The following is a 15,854-nucleotide window of genomic DNA, read 5'->3' as shown; positions in this document are numbered from 1 at the left end:
AAAACCATGAACCTAAACCAACAAATATATTCCAAAGAATCAATCAAAGCTCGCATGCTACAAAATGCGACAAAACTTTGGGGTGTAAAAAATGTACAAGCTTTAGACCCTGTTGTTAAATTACTAATTGATGCATTTAGCACAGAAGTTTTTAAGGCAAATAATGAAATTCAGAATGTTAATGGTCGTATTTTAGAGAAACTAGCACGATTATTAACGCCTGCAAAATATACGCATCCCAATCCTGCACACGCAATTGCGTTTGCACATCCGGAAGAGGATACAGAAATTTTATTAGACCATTCGGAGTTTTTCATAAAAAAACATCTAAATTCTTTCAAAAAAGTACAATCAGATAAACAACTATCAATTCCATTTACACCAATTGACCATATTGAATTAATCAATGCACAAACAGTATTGATGTTAGCTGGAAACACTATTTATAGTATTGATGAACAGCTAAATAAAATTCCGATTAGTCGCGTAAATAATAGTATTGAGAACTATCGAAAACTTAAAATTGCAATTGATGTAACCAATTATTCTTCAGAAATTTTCCCAGAATACTTAAGCTTCTACTGTTCTAACCCAACATTTGAGCACATTGATTTTGTGTATCGTTTGTTACCACATATCAAAGTGTCTTGTAATGATTTAGAATTAGAAGTTTCTGCTGGAAAAACATATCCAACACTTGAAGATACACATGGATACGAAGGTTTATTTAGAGAGCAATCAATCTATTATAAATTAAAAGAAGATATCAAAAATATTTATAATGAACGCTTTATAGAAATAAGTGGTTTTGACAAAAATATTTTGAAAGATTTATCTGCTTTACCAACAGAAATAGACCCTTCAAATCCTGTATTGGATGAATATAAAGGACGAAAATTAATTTGGTTGACGTTAGAATTTCCTCCACAATTTAACCAAGAAATTTTAGAAAATTTTCAGTTTTCACTCAACACTTTTCCTATTTACAACAGAGGATGGAAGAAAACAGAATATAATTTAGATATAATGGGAAACAATATCCCGTTAGAAACTGAAGAAAATGAATATTTTTTATTTGTAGATGAAGTAATTGACGAATTAGGAAAAAAATATACAGAAATTCCTTTTACTCCAACTAACAATCTTGAGAAAGGTTTGTACACTGTAAGAAAAGGTGGAATGGAACGCTTTAACGAACGTAATGCAGTTGATTTACTATCAAATGTGATGGAATTATTACGTGATGAAGTTGCAGCATTCTCTATTTTCAATCGTGATAAAGTAAAAGACGTTTTAGGCGAAATTTCAGGAAAAATGAAAGGTTTGATGATAAAAGTTGATCATGCAAACCGCGAATTAAAAGATGACGTAAACTACGTTATCATAGAACCTGTTGAAAATTCTGGACATACTTATGCCACTTTTTGGATGACAAATTGTTCTATGGCAAATAGTTTTAGACCAGCAACAGAACTGAGTTCACAAATCAACCAGCAAAAAATAACCTTATTAACAGAAACTGTTGGTGGATTAGAAGAACAAAAAAGATCAGACACCATTTTAGCTTATAAATATGCATTAACAACACGAGATAAAATCATCTCGAAAGAGGATGTAAAAAATTATTGCAAAATGGTATTGAGGGATGAGATAAAACGCATTAATGTAAAAAGAGGAACGATGATTAGTGATCGTCCTAAAGAAGGTTTTATCAGAACTGTTGATATCGAAATTTATCCTCTAAATTATGCTTTTTATGGTCAAAAATATTGGGATAATTTATCCGAAGTATTGAAAAAAGACATCAAGCTAAAAGCGATTGATGGAGTTGAATATCGTGTAAATATTATAGAAAATTAATGTTAGAAAATATGGAAGTTTCTGAGCGTGTTTTATATAATATTGCTGACATGAAATATAATAAGTTGCAAACAGATTTTAAAGCAGAAGCTGTTGCGACTAATTTATTAAAATTTTATAATGCAAATGCTTCAGTTTTTCTGAAACGAGTTGGTATTAACGAACGCCCTTATTTAAAAGACATTAAGAGTATTTCGACCACTTATTTCGGATTTGACGAAGAAAGTATTTTAATAGAATCGTACCGTGAGAGTATTTATGATTATTTACCCGAAGGCTTATTTCATCAAGCTTCTTTAGGAGTTAATCATCGAAATATTGAAAAAGTAGTTAACGAAATAAAAAAGCAAAAAGATGTTGAAGATAACGCACGAAAGTTTTTTCAACCTTTTGAATTAGAGTTTTTTAACACTGAAGTTACAGCTTTAATAAAAGAAACTGAATTTGATATAGCAGATCAGTCAAATACAATAATTGATGTAGTTTCGGAATTGTGGCCTTTGCTAAAACAAGTTGATCCAGAAACAGCAAAAATCTTTTTCTATATTCTTCCTTTCTTACATCAAGTAAGAGGAAATACGAAATGGATTAGTCATTTTTTGAGTGCATTTAATAATGTACCTGTTACAATTGGTTTTCAACCAAATGAAATTGATCAACAAGATGATGCAGAGAAAACTACAATTTTGGGCACAGCGCGGCTAGGAATCACATTAATTCCGAATGGTAAGCATATGGATGGCGAACGAAATTGGGTTGTAAATATTGGACCTATACCGTACAATAAAATCTATCGCTATGTATCTGGACATCCATTCAGAGAATTATTGCAAAATATCTATGATTACTTGATGCCCGTTACAGTGAAGGTTTTCGAGAATTTTGTTACCGAAAGTAACGAAAATTCTTTTGTATTAGGAGACAATAAAAATACGAGCCGCTTAGGCTACTCAACATTTATATAAAAAGACAATGTTTATTTTTTTAATATCAACAACAAATATAGAAATGGAACCAGCTTCTATAAAATCGATTTTCTTTAAGTATCTATTGATGCCAATCATCGTAGCGATTATGGTTTTCATTTTGGGGCTTATCAGAAAAGCAAAACCAGCTATTCAAATCAAACACATCATTATTTATGTGTTATTAGGAGGATTATGTTTAGCATTACCAGGAATGTTTGGTTTTTCAGGAAATTTATTCAATCCATATTGGTATTTAATTTCTCAAATTGTTTATTTGGGATTCGGAATTTTACATGTCAATTTATTACACAAATTTTTCCGAAAACACATTGATAAAGTTTGGATGAGTATTCTTTTTGAAAGTGTACTAACATTAACTTGTATTGCATTTGGAGGATATTTATTTACACTTATTTTCAAATATTTCAGTAATGGTTTAGGTAATCCATATATGGCAGCAACAAGTATGTTTACCTTTATTGTTCCATTGGCTTTTTACTATTGTTATGTTCAATTTATAAGTATTCCGTTCGATATTTACAAAACATGGAAATACGATCCAGATCAGCGTCCATTCAACTTTGAAGGAATTGATTTTGATAAACTAATGGTTTTAAATGTAGAATTAAGTAAAAATATTGATGAGAATAAACGCTTCTTAATCAAAGCCAAAACATTGCCAACAGAAATCACTTTTGGAGATTGGTTTTACAGAGTTGTAGATGATTATAATTTCAAGAATCCAAATTCTACAATCAATTTAATGGATCAAAATAACGAATCATATTATTGGATATTCTATGTTAAAAAATCATTTTTCAGCTTTAGAAAATACGTTGATTTTGAACAAGATATTGCGACAAATAAAATCACAGAAAATCAAACAATTATTTGTAAACGTGTGATTCGTCATCATGAAGAAGGAAAAAAAATACAATCATAAAAAAATAAACCTATGATACAAACAATCAAACATTTCCCAGTAAACTGGGTTGATGGAATGAAAATTTCTCAACAACATTTGATTGAGCAAGAAAACTTTGTTATTGATAGTATCCGAGATTCTAATTCTATTTTATTAAATAATTTCAATTACGGATTATTACCCATTACAGATCAATTTGCAGATAAAACAATTTACGAAATTATCAATACTGCGACAAATGACGCACAATTAATTATCAAAAGATGTTCTGCAATAACACAAGCTGGTTATCGAATTGAATTGACGGATTACAAAGTAAACATTAGATCTTTAGCTCAATCAATGAATATTGAGCATGAAGAACAAGACGGAGAATATTATGTAATTGCTTCGGTTAATTTGTTTGAAAAAGTTCCTTTTGGAGAAATTGATTCGGAAGAAATTCCTCCACGTCATCCGTATACTTTACCAAAGTATAAAATTGAGTTAATCAATTCAACAATCCTAAATAGTAGTTATTCAGGTGGAAACTATTTAGTTTTAGGAAAAGTATTGATTAAGTCAAATATTGCTCAGATTGATCACAATTTCATTCCGCCTTGTACATCAGTACAAAGTCACCCAAAGTTGATTGAACATTATAACACATTTGTTATTTCGTTGAGTAATTTGCGTCAATATGCGTACAAAATTATTCAGAAAGCATCTCATAAAAATCAAAACACAGCCTTAGCAGAAAATGTAAAAACGTTGTGTCATACCGTAATCAGAACGATTGGAGAAAATTATTTTCAGTTCAAAAATATTACGCCAAATCAACCACCTATTTTCTTGATTAATATTTTCTCTAAACTTGCTTTGCATTTGTATAACAATACACAAACAATGATTCCGGCAGAATTAGAAGAAATGTTGAATTACAGTTTGGAATGGAGCGAAGTTGCCCCACACACCATTCTTAATCACTTGACAACGGTTGCAGAGATTAATTACGATCATCATAATTCGGGAGAAGCTTTTGTACAAATCAATACGTTATTGAAAAATCTAGAGGTTGTTTTCGGAAAATTGAGCGATTTAGATTACATCGGTCAACGCAAAGAAAGTATTATTGTTAATGAACAAGAAGTAAAATCTAACATTGATCCTAAAAAAGGATGGAGTGTTATTGATTAATCTAAATAAATGATTAACAAAATTTTAGAATAAAAATAATAGAAAATTAGTATTTTTAAGAAACAATCAAAATATAAATAGACCATTAATTAAAAATCATACACTATGGCAGTATATAATTACGGAGTTGGAGGTAACGAAGTGAAAGTAGACGCTAACGAAGCTATCCAAAATATACAAGAAAACAGAACGCTTCTTGTTAGTCAATTAACATCAGACGAACCTTTTGTACCAGAAGTGGTAAGAGGTTTAAAAACTGTTGATGATGTTTTTCGTCATTTCGAACCATCTATTTCTGTACAACACGAAACAGAAGAAGGAACAATTGTAGATGAAGAATTTAGATTTCAGAATTTGGGCGATTTTACACCAAAAACATTGACTCAAAAATCTGAATATCTAAAACAATTAAGCATCGAACAAGAGCAATACAACAAAATTTTGAGACAATTAAAAAACAACAAAATTTTAAAATCTATTGTAGAAAACGAGCAAACAAAAGATGCATTGATTGATGTATTAAAAGAAATCGCTCAGGAATTAGAAAAAAAATAATTCTCTTGTAAAAATTTAAGAAAAAATGGAAAACAAACCTCAACCTATACAAGGACAACAACAGCAGCAAGCTGGTGAACAACAATTTGCACAGAAAAAGAAAAACTCATTAGAAGACTTAAACAAAGTTGGAGGATTTAATTTTGTGGAGACAGTTGTTGACGGAATTGCTAACATGAATCCGACAAGAAAAGCTCGAAAAGAAATCTTTTTGAACGATCAAAATAAAGAAGATGAACGCAAAGATTTATTGAAAAAAATTAATTTGTGGGTTGATTTATTAGAAAACAATAAATCAATTGATCAAATGGCTGATTCTTCTAAAACAAAAGCTCAATCTGCAGAAAGTAATTTAAAATCTAACTTAAAAAACACGTTAGATTCTGTTCGCGAATTAGAAACTTCTTATCGTACAATTGCGCAGTTTTACAAAAATACTGAGTTAGATAAAGTAGACAATGTAAGTATTGTAAATGCAAGTTTAGAGCAATTACAAGATTTAGATAATCCGTTGTTTATTGATGCAATTTCTGAAGAGTTTAAACAAAATTATGACCGTTTAGATTTACGTGATAATTACTCAATTTTAGCTTTACCAGGATATTTAGGATCTAATAAAGTTGTAGAAAAATGGGCAAAAATCTGTAACGAAAACAAAGTAATGTTATTAACAGATTTTGCTAATTTAGATAAACCAGACGATGTTGTGGATTTATTTGATTCTGCAAATTTAACTGGTGGAGAATTGCACCGAAGCAATGTTATTATGACTTGTAACTGGCTTGTAGGGCGCGGAAGAGCGGAAGAAGTTGGTGAAGAAGAAAACGTAGATTTACCACCTTCTACTTCATTAGCTGGAAAAATCTACAAAACTTTAATGTCACAAGTTGCTGCAGGTAAAAAACATGGTAATATCAACGAAGTTGACGCTGTAAAATTTGACTTGAAGAAAAGTGAAATTTCTCAGTTAGAGAAAATGGGATTGGTACCAATGGTAAATGAGTATGGTAAAATCATGGCATTTTCGGCTAAAACTTTATTTAACGGAGATAATATTGGTTTACAAACTTATTCTGTAGTTCGTGTATTTGATTATGTAACAAAAGTTTTGTTAGATTTCTTAAATCGTCGTGCTTTCGAAAACTGGAATCCTCGTAACGAAGATGATTTGAGAAGACAAATCGTTCAATTCTTAGACGAAATTAAAGGTCCAGATAAATTAATCGAAAAATTCAAAATTGTACGTTTTGAACAAGATAAAGTAAACAAAGATCGTGTTTGGTTAGATATTCGTATGACACCATATTTCCCTACAAAAAGTTTTGTGATTAAACTTGATGGTCACAAAGGAGATGATGGTAACGAATGGGAAGCTGAATACCAACAAGAATAATTTACACAAAAGGATATATATATTTTAAAGGAGTTTGCTTTCGAGTAAATTCCTTTTTTTAAAACCAACTCAATGAAAAAAATCAAAACTACTCTTCCACTACTCTCTTTTATCCTTTTTAGCACAATTTTCGGTTGTAAAAAAGAATATGAAAGACCTGATCAATACTCGATTGATTTATTTGAAAATGAACGAAGAAAAGATAATCAAGGTATTACACATAAAGAAGCTTTAGAATTGAGCAAAGCCTTTATTACAACAGATTCTATTCAGTTGTTAGATAGTTACAATAAGGACAATAATTCGTTCTATATCTACAAAATAGCAAATGGGAAAATAGAAAAAGAAACGAATGACACCATCAAATTTCCTATTAATATCCTTTCTACAACAAAAATTAATAAGACCAATAATATGTATAATTTATATCTCCAACCTTTGAGTGCTTACAAATTAATGGTTAAAGAGTTTAATATAGAATATCAAACTCTGAATGAAGTCATTATGAAAGAATAAATTAAAAAACTATTTCTTTCCAAGAATATTTAGAATTTCTATATTATCTTTTTCTAACCATTTTTTCAAGTAGTCAATATCCTTTTTCTTATATTGTAAATCCTCTACAGTAGGATCTTGCATATCTTTATAAGGATCCTTAATGTATTCTTTCAACATTTTATTGTATTCAATTTCACTTATTGTACGTCTTTTATGCTCAAAATTATTTTCCAAAAAATTAGTTGTGTCAAAAACTGAATCTAATCTTTGTGATTTTATGAGACTGAAATGAAAAATGTTTTCTGAATCATATAATTCAAAAATTAATCCTGGTAAACCTTGAAATTTATAAGGACCATACGGCAATGGAATTTCCGAATTAAACCAAGCTATCCAATCTCTTCCTTTATAATTAAGAGTTGCCTTTTGTAAAGTAAAACCATTTACACTTTTCTTCTCTTTTTCTATCTTCCAGTCTTGCTTTATAGCCTTTTCTTTGACAAGATAATAATCTGACACACCTATACTTTTTAATTCAATAAATGCATTTTCAGATTTATTTTTAATAACAGCAAAATCAGTTCTGTATATAGTCGTAGCAGTTCCTAGTTTATATGAATCTTTATATACATTATACAAAGAATCTGCAGGTAAAAAATCATGTTTATAAAACTTTACAGACTCTTCATTGATATCTAAAACATATATCTTAGACGAAGATCCATTCTTTAATTCATAAAGATACCTTTGTGTAGTTGATTGTGAAAAAATAGATTGAGATACAAATAAAAAGAATACGAATAAAAACTTCATAACAATGGTTTTTTGTTTATATGATAATGTATTAATGGCTAACCTAAAATTAAATCATTTCGCAACTTAACATGTTACAATTGTACGTTTTAGAATTCATTTTAGTTATACAATTATAAAAATAAAAATCTTAGTATAAAATCAATAATCACAAAACAGAAAACAAATCAATAGAAGCGTTTTTAAATGAATAAAAATTGGATTTTACATTCAATTTCATAAAATTGTACATAAATAAGCTATTTTGTGTTATTTTATTAAATAAATACAATGAAATTTGACTATATATCAATTAATAGTTATTTTAGTTATATTAATCATAATATTTAAACTAAGACAACTGAAGAGAAGTCCTAAGAAAAAAGTTATATATAGAAGAACCTAAACAATACCATATAATTCAACTAAAACATTTTTTTTGAAAACAAGATTAACACTACTACTCACATTTCTTTCTCACTTAATTTTTGCTCAACTCACAATATCAGGTGTTGTAAAAAATGAAGAAGGAAAACCTATATCTGAAGCTAATGTCACAATTTCGCCAAATAGTTCAGACGAAACCTTGGCTTACTTTATAACTAAATCAGATGGAAAATACACTTTAAAAATAGACAATCCAGTACATGAAACCTATGAAATAAAAGTTCGTGCAATGGATTATGCTTTTACGTCGGATTTGGCAAATGAATCTTCTACAAATTTTGATTTTACTTTACAAAAACAACTTATTGAATTAAAAGAAGTCAAGCTAAAAGAATCTCCAATTCGTAAAAAAGGTGATACGATTGCGTATGATGTGAGCAATTTCAAAGATATAAAAGACCGTTCTATAGCAGATGTGATCAAAAAAATGCCAGGTATAGAAATTGAAAGTACTGGACGTATTTTATATCAAGGCGAACCCATCAATACATATTATATAGAAGGAATGGATTTAAGTGGCGGAAAATATATGTTGGCAAACGAAAACTTGTCTGCAGACGCCGTAGATAAAGTACAAATTTTAGAAAATCATCAACCAATTAAAATTTTAGATAGTTTAACCTATAGTACTAGTGCAGCACTAAACATAAAGCTGAAAAGTAAAATAATATATTCTGGAAAAGCAGAAGTAGGGCTTGGAGCATCTCCACTCTTGTATAATGCCAATATTACGCCAATATTGATAACTCAAAAACAGCAAATAATTGCCTCTTATCAAGGAAATAATCGAGGAAAAGATGTATCACAACAATTACAGGATTTCTCTAATGAATCAGAAAATTTTTCTAATGAAAGATGGCTTTCTATTTCAGGAATTCAAACACCTGATTTTAATTCGGAACGATGGTTAGATAATGCGATAAATATGGGAACGTGGAATCATTTATTCAAACTAAAAAAAGACTTAGATTTTCGCTTAAATATTTCTTATCTGAATAATTATCAAAAAAGATTTGGCGAAACAACAACACAATATTTTCTACCAACTGGCGATGTATTTTTAGATGAAAAAAAGCAAAACTATTTGCAAACAGAAAGTCTAAATATCAAAGCTACGTTGCTAAAAAATAGCACGACGAGCTATTTAACAAACACGCTCGAATTTAAAGGAGATTGGAATAGCTCTAGAGGAAATCTTATACAAAACTCTTCTCCTATCGAACAAAAGTTAAACCAACCAAATCGTCAATTCTCCAATAAATTTAGTACAATTAAAAAATTAGGAAAACAACTGATTACACTAAAATCGATTATTTCGTACAAAGATTATACAGAAAATTTAAATGTTTCTCCAGGAGTTTTTACAGATTTTATTCATCAAGGAAATTCTTATCAAGAAGCCCGTCAACTACTAAATTTCTCTAAATTTTTGACAGATAATTATGCAGAATTTACCAAAGGTTTAAAAGCATTTTCTCTGCAATCAAAAATTGGAGTAAAATACATTCATCACTCTTTAGAAAGTGATTTATTTGCAGATTCCGAACCTACAGCGGCAATCTTTACCAACAATACACAATGGTCAACTTTTAATCCTTATGTAGACAATCGTTTATCTTACAAAAAAAATAAACTTGAAATGTCTTTCGGAATTCCTTTTCAATGGTATAATTTGACAAATAAATTAGTTGAATCAAAAAAATCATTCAATCGTTTTTATATAGAACCAAATTTATATTTATCAGTTAATTTATCACAATTCTGGAAAGTTTCGACTTCCCAAAACTTCAGTAACGATTTAGGCAGTTTAACCAATCTACACGATGGTTTTATTTTGTATAATTACAATTCTATTCAACAAAAATCAGGAGAATTTAACGAACTGAAAAACTGGAATTCTTCTTTGCGTTTTGATTATAGAAACCCACTAAAGTCTCGTTTTATTAATTTTGGCTATTCATATTCTTGGAACGAAAATAACTTGTTGTATAATTATAAATACAATCAAGATGCAAGTACAATATTAGAAGTTATCAATCAAAAAAATCATCAACAAACACACGCTATTAGTGGTAAAATAAGTCAATATTTCTCAAAAATAAAATCAACTTTCAATCTTTCGGCAAATTATAATTTCACCAAATATGATCAATTATTAAACAATAACTTAGTTGAAATTAACAATACTATATTAACTTCTAATTTCGAAACCTCTATTCGAGCATTAAGTTGGATGATGATAGAATATAAATATGGAATTACGAATTATAAAAACAAGTTCTCTGAAAATCTGAGTTCTGGATCAATTACCAATCAAATTCATCAAGTTGCTTTACATTTTTTCCCAGCAGATCGTCATTATATTAAACTGAATTTAGATTTTTATGTAAACGATGATCCTCGCTTAAATCCAAATTCTACATTTGGAGATTTAATGTATCGTTACACATTAAAGAAGAAAAAAATTGATTTTGAATTTAGTTCGTATAATTTATTCAATGAAAAGTATTTTTCTCAGAATAATTTTTCTGCGAATTACGAGCAAAGATTTGTTTATAAATTACGTCCAACACAATTTATGCTGACAACAAGATTTAATTTTTAGAGGAAAATTTTCAATTGAATCTAGTTTATTCATCAATTTATAACAACGAATTACTTTAAGATTAACATCCTAGTAATTGAAAATCATTAATAATTAGCATAATTAAATAAAAAAAGCACCTTTAAAAAGGTGCTTTTGTGGTCCCACTTGGAGTTCTGTTTGTTTTTGTCAACTTTTAATGTACTTTTACATATTATATAACAGATAGTTAGTGTTTTACATGAATTTGTTTTAATTAATTTTAACCTATTTTAATTTCAAAAACACCCCCTTTCTGACCCCCTAATTAAAAGTTGTTATAATGAATTATCATTTTGAGCTAAGGAAAGATAAAATAAACAAAGATGGTCTGATTCCTATTAGATTAGTTGTTACGCATGGAAAAGCTAGAATTCGTAAGAATATTAATGCGAAAACCATTGACAATGATTGGAATAAAGATAATTATTCAATTAATAATCATAAAAAGAGTGCATTTTATGAATTTTATAAAGCTTCAAATAAAGAAATCCAATCTGTAATAGAAAAAGTAGAATTTATTTTCAAGTTTTTTGAATACAATGAAATCGATTTTTCAGAACAAATATTTAATGAAAGATTTGATGAAGAAAATACTAAAATTTCTATCGACTTTTTTGAAGCATTTCAAGAGTTTATTGATGTTTCTAAACTAACTAAAGCTACTGGAACAATTAAAAAATATACTACTGTTCAGAATTTCCTAAATGATTTTAAAACTTTTACAAAATATCCATTACGCTTCGATTCTATAAATAAGAAATTTGAGGAAGTCTTTATGCTTTACTGCTTTGAAGAGCGCAAAACGATTAATAATTATTACGGTAAATTAATTTCCATCATAAAAACGTTTATGCAATGGAGTTTTGATCGACAATATCATAATTCTATCGAATTTAAACGAATAAAACGTACTGAGGATGAAATAGAAGTTATTTATCTTTCAATGGATGAATTAATGGAGTTATACAATCATAAATTTGAAAATAAATCTATGGAAAGAGCCAGAGATTTTTTCTGTTTTGGTTGCTTTACTGGCTTACGTCATTCGGATATTTACAATCTTGATAATGCAAATATTTATGACGATCATATTAATCTATCCTTGATAAAAACCAAAACTAACGATCATATTATTCCAATAAACAATTTTGCAAAAGCTATTTTACAGAAATATAAAAACACAATTTACAATCCAATTCCTAAAATTTATTCGCAGAAATTAAATAAAAAAATTCAAGATTGTTGCGAAGAATTAGAATGGTTTGATGAAGTTAAGTTAGTGAGATACATTGGAACTGAAAGAGTTTATAAGACATTTCAAAAATATCAATTAATCACTTCTCATGTAGCACGAAAAACCTTTATTACAAATGGTTTAATCTTAGGAATGAATGAACGTGTTTTAAGAAACATTACCAATAGTAAAGACGAAAAATCTTTCAGACGCTATGTTAAAATTGAAGAAGTTCAAAAGCAAAAGGAAATGGATATTTGGAATACAGTTAAATACAAAACTAAATGAACAAATTAACAATTAACACTCCTTTGAATCAGATTTTAGTTCATTTAAACAAAAATGAAGATATTGAAATTGAAAATCTTTTAGATTCGATAAATGAACATCTGAATTACAATGATATTATTACACTATTTGATTACATAGATATTCATTTTCCATTACTTAAAAATCAATTGAGTGAAATTGAAAATCTAAACATTCTATTATTTGAAAAAAAATATTCTACAAATATCTTTGAATATTCTAAATTATTTGAAACAGGTTACTATATAGCTTATTTAATATCTATAAAAAAGGAAATTGAAACAACCTTAATAAACCCTATATTTTGTAATTTAAAACTTAAATATATTAAAGATTTAGATATTAAAATAATACAAAACACAGCTAAACTAGATTTAGAATTTGAAAATAAACAACAATTTCATTTAAAAGATTGTCTATTTTCATTTTTTATTTACGATCATACTAAAGCCTTTAGATTATTAAAAAACAATATTCTAAACACTATAGAAGAATCGAATAATACGCACACTTTTATTAATTCAACATTCGAAATAAATAACTTCTTTAAAATTTTAAATCTTGATTACATTCCATTAATCAATGTAGAATCAATTGATTCATTTGACACAAAAATTCAAGAAAAAGAAATATTAAGTTTATTAAATGGAAGTTTGGATAATGAACGGTCAATCCCTCTATCAAAATTTGATAAAAATGTTATTATAGAAAGTGTAAATTATTTAAACAAAAACAATCACAATCATTTAATCTACAAATCTTTAATAATCTATTTACGTGAAATTTATAATGAAGATTACAAATACATGATTAGAGTGATTTTGGATAATCTAACAAATATAAATCCTACAAAATATTCAAATGTTGAGTATAATAATTGTCGAAATACTTTTAATATTAACTTATCAAAAAAAGAGAATTTATTCAAATTATATGCAGTATTATCATTTTTAAAAGATTCGGAATATCTGGAAGGATTATCTAAACTACTTCCTAAATTATTGGCAAAATATCTAAATGTTAATTCAGCAAGCGAACAATCAATAAAAAATTACATTTTTTTGAATAAAAATTCCAATCAAATAATTGATAATTATAAAAACCATCTTTGTAAATTAATCAATTAATACACTGATTACTTGATAATTAAAAACTAGGTGTAATATAGGTGTAAGCTTTATTTTTGAAATCATTCTAAGTTTGACTCAGTTAAAAACAATTAAAACTTTTTATTATGAGTAACAGATTTGTAGACAAAGGAGTTGATAATAATTCTGCTCCTGAAAGAAAAAATGAAGCGATAAAATTTATTGAAAAAACTAGTTTTCCTATAAAGGAAGATCGATTGAAACAGGCAGAAGTAGCTGAAATGTTTGATACAACTGTTCAAACTATTATTAACTGGAGAAAAGCAGGGAAATTACCATTCTATAAGATTGGACGACATATTATCTATTCAAGAAGTCAATTAATCAAAATCGCTTCACAAAATCAAGATTTAGTAAAAGCATAAAAAAAGAGTTTAATCCCAAATTAAACTCTCATTTATACAAATAACTTACGTTATGTTTTGCCTAAATCCTATGGCAAATATAAGACATAACAATTAATCAAACAATTTATTATGAACTTAGATTCTGCCGAATTTATTCGAGTGGGCACATCATATTTTGCTATAATTGAGCGTCCTACCATCTCAAAAGATACCGAGAAAATTATGATTTCTTGGAACAAAGAAACCATTGTAAATGATCTTGGTAAAGATTATATATCCGCTATCAAAAAGTATTACGGATTTTGCTGTATTCCTCAACACATCAATTATGAACGAGAAATAGGAGATTTCTATAACATCTATCATCCTTTAGATTATGATATCGAAATTGAATCAGAAATTGATTTACAAGAACTACAATCAAAGATTCCTTATACACTTCAATATATCAAACATATATTCGGAGAACAATATTTATTAGGTTTAGATTATCTCAAAATATTGTTAGAAAATCCAACACAAATTTTACCTGTTCTTGTATTGGTTTCTTCAGAACGTGAAACAGGAAAAAGTACTTTTCTTAAATGGCTTCGTAAAATTTTCTCTTTCAATGCTACTTTTATCAATGCAGATTCGTTTGTAAACAACTTCAATTCAGATTTAAATGGTAAACTCTTAGTTTTGGTTGATGAAATTATTACCGATAATCAACAAGTAACAGAACGTATTAAATTTCTTAGTACAGCAGACCGAAATAAGATTGAAAGCAAAGGAAAAGATAAAGAAGAAGTCGAGTCATTCTACAAATTTGTGATGACTTCCAACTTTGAAAAGAACTTTATCAAAATAGATAAGAAAGAAACTCGATTCTGGGTTCGAAAAATCCCTTCGATTATTAAAAACCCTGAATTTGATAAGCATCTATACAAGGAAATCCCTTTCTTTTTGAACTATTTGATTAGAATACCACATTCAACACCAAAACAAACTCGTATGTGGTTCACTCCTGAGCAAATTCGGACAAAAGCATTAACAAGATTAATGGATTATGAGAATGAAAATGCGAAGCAAAAAGTATTTGAAATTTTGAATGAAATTCATGAAAATTTTAATGAGGATGAGATTTTGATTGCTCCGAAAGATATTCAATCTATTTCTAAACGAATTCATGGACGAAACTCTATTGAGATAAATGACGCGAGAAACATATTAAAAAATCTTGGTTTGATACCTTCAAATAATTCAAATAAATATGAAGGATATGAATTTTTACCACATGGTGAATTCGTAAAAATTGATCGTAAAGGAAGATACTATTCTATAATTTTCAGCGAAATACGTCATTTTTTTGATGACAGTGATGACAGTTATATAACTATTTGAAATATAATAAAATACTGTCATCAAAACCATCATCAAACTGTCATCAAAATTTAGTTTGATGACAGAAATAGGAAAATAAATTTTGAGTTTGATGATTGATGACAAAGTGATGACGGCTTATTTTGTTGATAATAAACTTAATACAAGCTTCTGTCATCAATCATCAAAAATTTTGTAAAATCTTAACCACACA

Annotated in this window: 13 protein-coding genes; 12 read left to right on the top strand and 1 reads right to left on the bottom strand. The window is 28.1% G+C overall.

Features of this window, described 5'->3' with window-relative positions; all coding sequences use genetic code 11:
• Positions 1-54: 54 nt before the first annotated feature.
• From QHG34_RS08205 to QHG34_RS08175, 7 genes are all read left to right on the top strand, one after another.
• Positions 55-1,860 carry a type VI secretion system baseplate subunit TssF gene (locus tag QHG34_RS08205; protein ID WP_407080906.1) on the top strand — a complete coding sequence of 602 codons (1,806 nt, stop codon included), beginning with the start codon at positions 55-57 and terminating at the stop codon, positions 1,858-1,860.
• Positions 1,860-2,825, top strand: a complete 966-nt coding sequence (locus QHG34_RS08200) for a hypothetical protein (RefSeq protein ID WP_282629693.1) — start codon at positions 1,860-1,862, stop codon at positions 2,823-2,825. The genes QHG34_RS08205 and QHG34_RS08200 overlap by 1 nt, the downstream gene beginning before the upstream one ends.
• 43 nt (positions 2,826-2,868) lie before the next feature.
• Complete coding sequence (locus QHG34_RS08195; protein WP_282629692.1) at positions 2,869-3,771, top strand: TssN family type VI secretion system protein; 903 nt, start codon at positions 2,869-2,871, stop codon at positions 3,769-3,771.
• 12 nt (positions 3,772-3,783) lie between these two features.
• Positions 3,784-4,929, top strand: a complete 1,146-nt coding sequence (locus tag QHG34_RS08190; protein WP_282629691.1) for a hypothetical protein — start codon at positions 3,784-3,786, stop codon at positions 4,927-4,929.
• A 105-nt stretch (positions 4,930-5,034) separates the two neighbouring features.
• Positions 5,035-5,484: a type VI secretion system contractile sheath small subunit gene (locus tag QHG34_RS08185; protein ID WP_282629690.1), complete on the top strand. Its 450-nt coding sequence runs from the start codon at positions 5,035-5,037 to the stop codon at positions 5,482-5,484.
• Between the two features lie 25 nt (positions 5,485-5,509).
• Positions 5,510-6,877 carry a DUF5458 family protein gene (locus QHG34_RS08180; RefSeq protein WP_282629689.1) on the top strand — a complete coding sequence of 456 codons (1,368 nt, stop codon included), beginning with the start codon at positions 5,510-5,512 and terminating at the stop codon, positions 6,875-6,877.
• Positions 6,878-6,949: 72 nt separating this feature from the next.
• Entirely contained in the window at positions 6,950-7,393 is a 444-nt protein-coding gene (locus QHG34_RS08175; protein WP_282629688.1) for a hypothetical protein, read from the top strand.
• A 9-nt stretch (positions 7,394-7,402) separates the two neighbouring features.
• Here the strand turns inward: QHG34_RS08175 and QHG34_RS08170 are convergent, their stop codons facing one another.
• Positions 7,403-8,188: a GLPGLI family protein gene (locus QHG34_RS08170; RefSeq protein WP_282629687.1), complete on the bottom strand. Its 786-nt coding sequence runs from the start codon at positions 8,186-8,188 to the stop codon at positions 7,403-7,405.
• Between the two features lie 418 nt (positions 8,189-8,606).
• Between QHG34_RS08170 and QHG34_RS08165 the strand changes: the two genes are divergently transcribed.
• From QHG34_RS08165 to QHG34_RS08145, 5 genes are all read left to right on the top strand, one after another.
• Positions 8,607-11,219 (top strand): carboxypeptidase-like regulatory domain-containing protein, encoded by a 2,613-nt coding sequence (locus QHG34_RS08165; protein ID WP_282629686.1) that lies wholly within the window; start codon positions 8,607-8,609, stop codon positions 11,217-11,219.
• Between the two features lie 301 nt (positions 11,220-11,520).
• Entirely contained in the window at positions 11,521-12,762 is a 1,242-nt protein-coding gene (locus QHG34_RS08160) for a phage integrase SAM-like domain-containing protein (protein WP_282629685.1), read from the top strand.
• 170 nt (positions 12,763-12,932) lie between these two features.
• The gene (locus QHG34_RS08155) at positions 12,933-13,910 is read left to right on the top strand and encodes a hypothetical protein (protein ID WP_282629684.1); all 978 of its coding nucleotides are present in this window, start codon (positions 12,933-12,935) and stop codon (positions 13,908-13,910) included.
• 107 nt (positions 13,911-14,017) lie between these two features.
• A complete protein-coding gene (locus tag QHG34_RS08150; RefSeq protein WP_282629683.1) occupies positions 14,018-14,296 on the top strand; it encodes a helix-turn-helix domain-containing protein in 279 nt (92 codons plus the stop codon).
• A 111-nt stretch (positions 14,297-14,407) separates the two neighbouring features.
• Complete coding sequence (locus QHG34_RS08145) at positions 14,408-15,661, top strand: primase-helicase family protein (RefSeq protein ID WP_282629682.1); 1,254 nt, start codon at positions 14,408-14,410, stop codon at positions 15,659-15,661.
• The last annotated feature ends 193 nt before the right edge of the window (positions 15,662-15,854 follow it).

The sequence above is a fragment of the Empedobacter sedimenti genome (assembly GCF_030005555.1).
Classification (GTDB): domain Bacteria; phylum Bacteroidota; class Bacteroidia; order Flavobacteriales; family Weeksellaceae; genus Empedobacter; species Empedobacter sedimenti.
This window is presented reverse-complemented; position numbering and strand designations above follow the sequence as displayed.

Coding starts and splice junctions, on each gene's coding strand:
- QHG34_RS08205 (WP_407080906.1), top strand. CDS start 55: ATGCTACAAAATGCGACAAAACTTTGGGGTGTAAAAAATGTACAAGCT.
- QHG34_RS08200 (WP_282629693.1), top strand. CDS start 1,860: ATGTTAGAAAATATGGAAGTTTCTGAGCGTGTTTTATATAATATTGCT.
- QHG34_RS08195 (WP_282629692.1), top strand. CDS start 2,869: ATGGAACCAGCTTCTATAAAATCGATTTTCTTTAAGTATCTATTGATG.
- QHG34_RS08190 (WP_282629691.1), top strand. CDS start 3,784: ATGATACAAACAATCAAACATTTCCCAGTAAACTGGGTTGATGGAATG.
- QHG34_RS08185 (WP_282629690.1), top strand. CDS start 5,035: ATGGCAGTATATAATTACGGAGTTGGAGGTAACGAAGTGAAAGTAGAC.
- QHG34_RS08180 (WP_282629689.1), top strand. CDS start 5,510: ATGGAAAACAAACCTCAACCTATACAAGGACAACAACAGCAGCAAGCT.
- QHG34_RS08175 (WP_282629688.1), top strand. CDS start 6,950: ATGAAAAAAATCAAAACTACTCTTCCACTACTCTCTTTTATCCTTTTT.
- QHG34_RS08170 (WP_282629687.1), bottom strand. CDS start 8,188: ATGAAGTTTTTATTCGTATTCTTTTTATTTGTATCTCAATCTATTTTT.
- QHG34_RS08160 (WP_282629685.1), top strand. CDS start 11,521: ATGAATTATCATTTTGAGCTAAGGAAAGATAAAATAAACAAAGATGGT.
- QHG34_RS08150 (WP_282629683.1), top strand. CDS start 14,018: ATGAGTAACAGATTTGTAGACAAAGGAGTTGATAATAATTCTGCTCCT.
- QHG34_RS08145 (WP_282629682.1), top strand. CDS start 14,408: ATGAACTTAGATTCTGCCGAATTTATTCGAGTGGGCACATCATATTTT.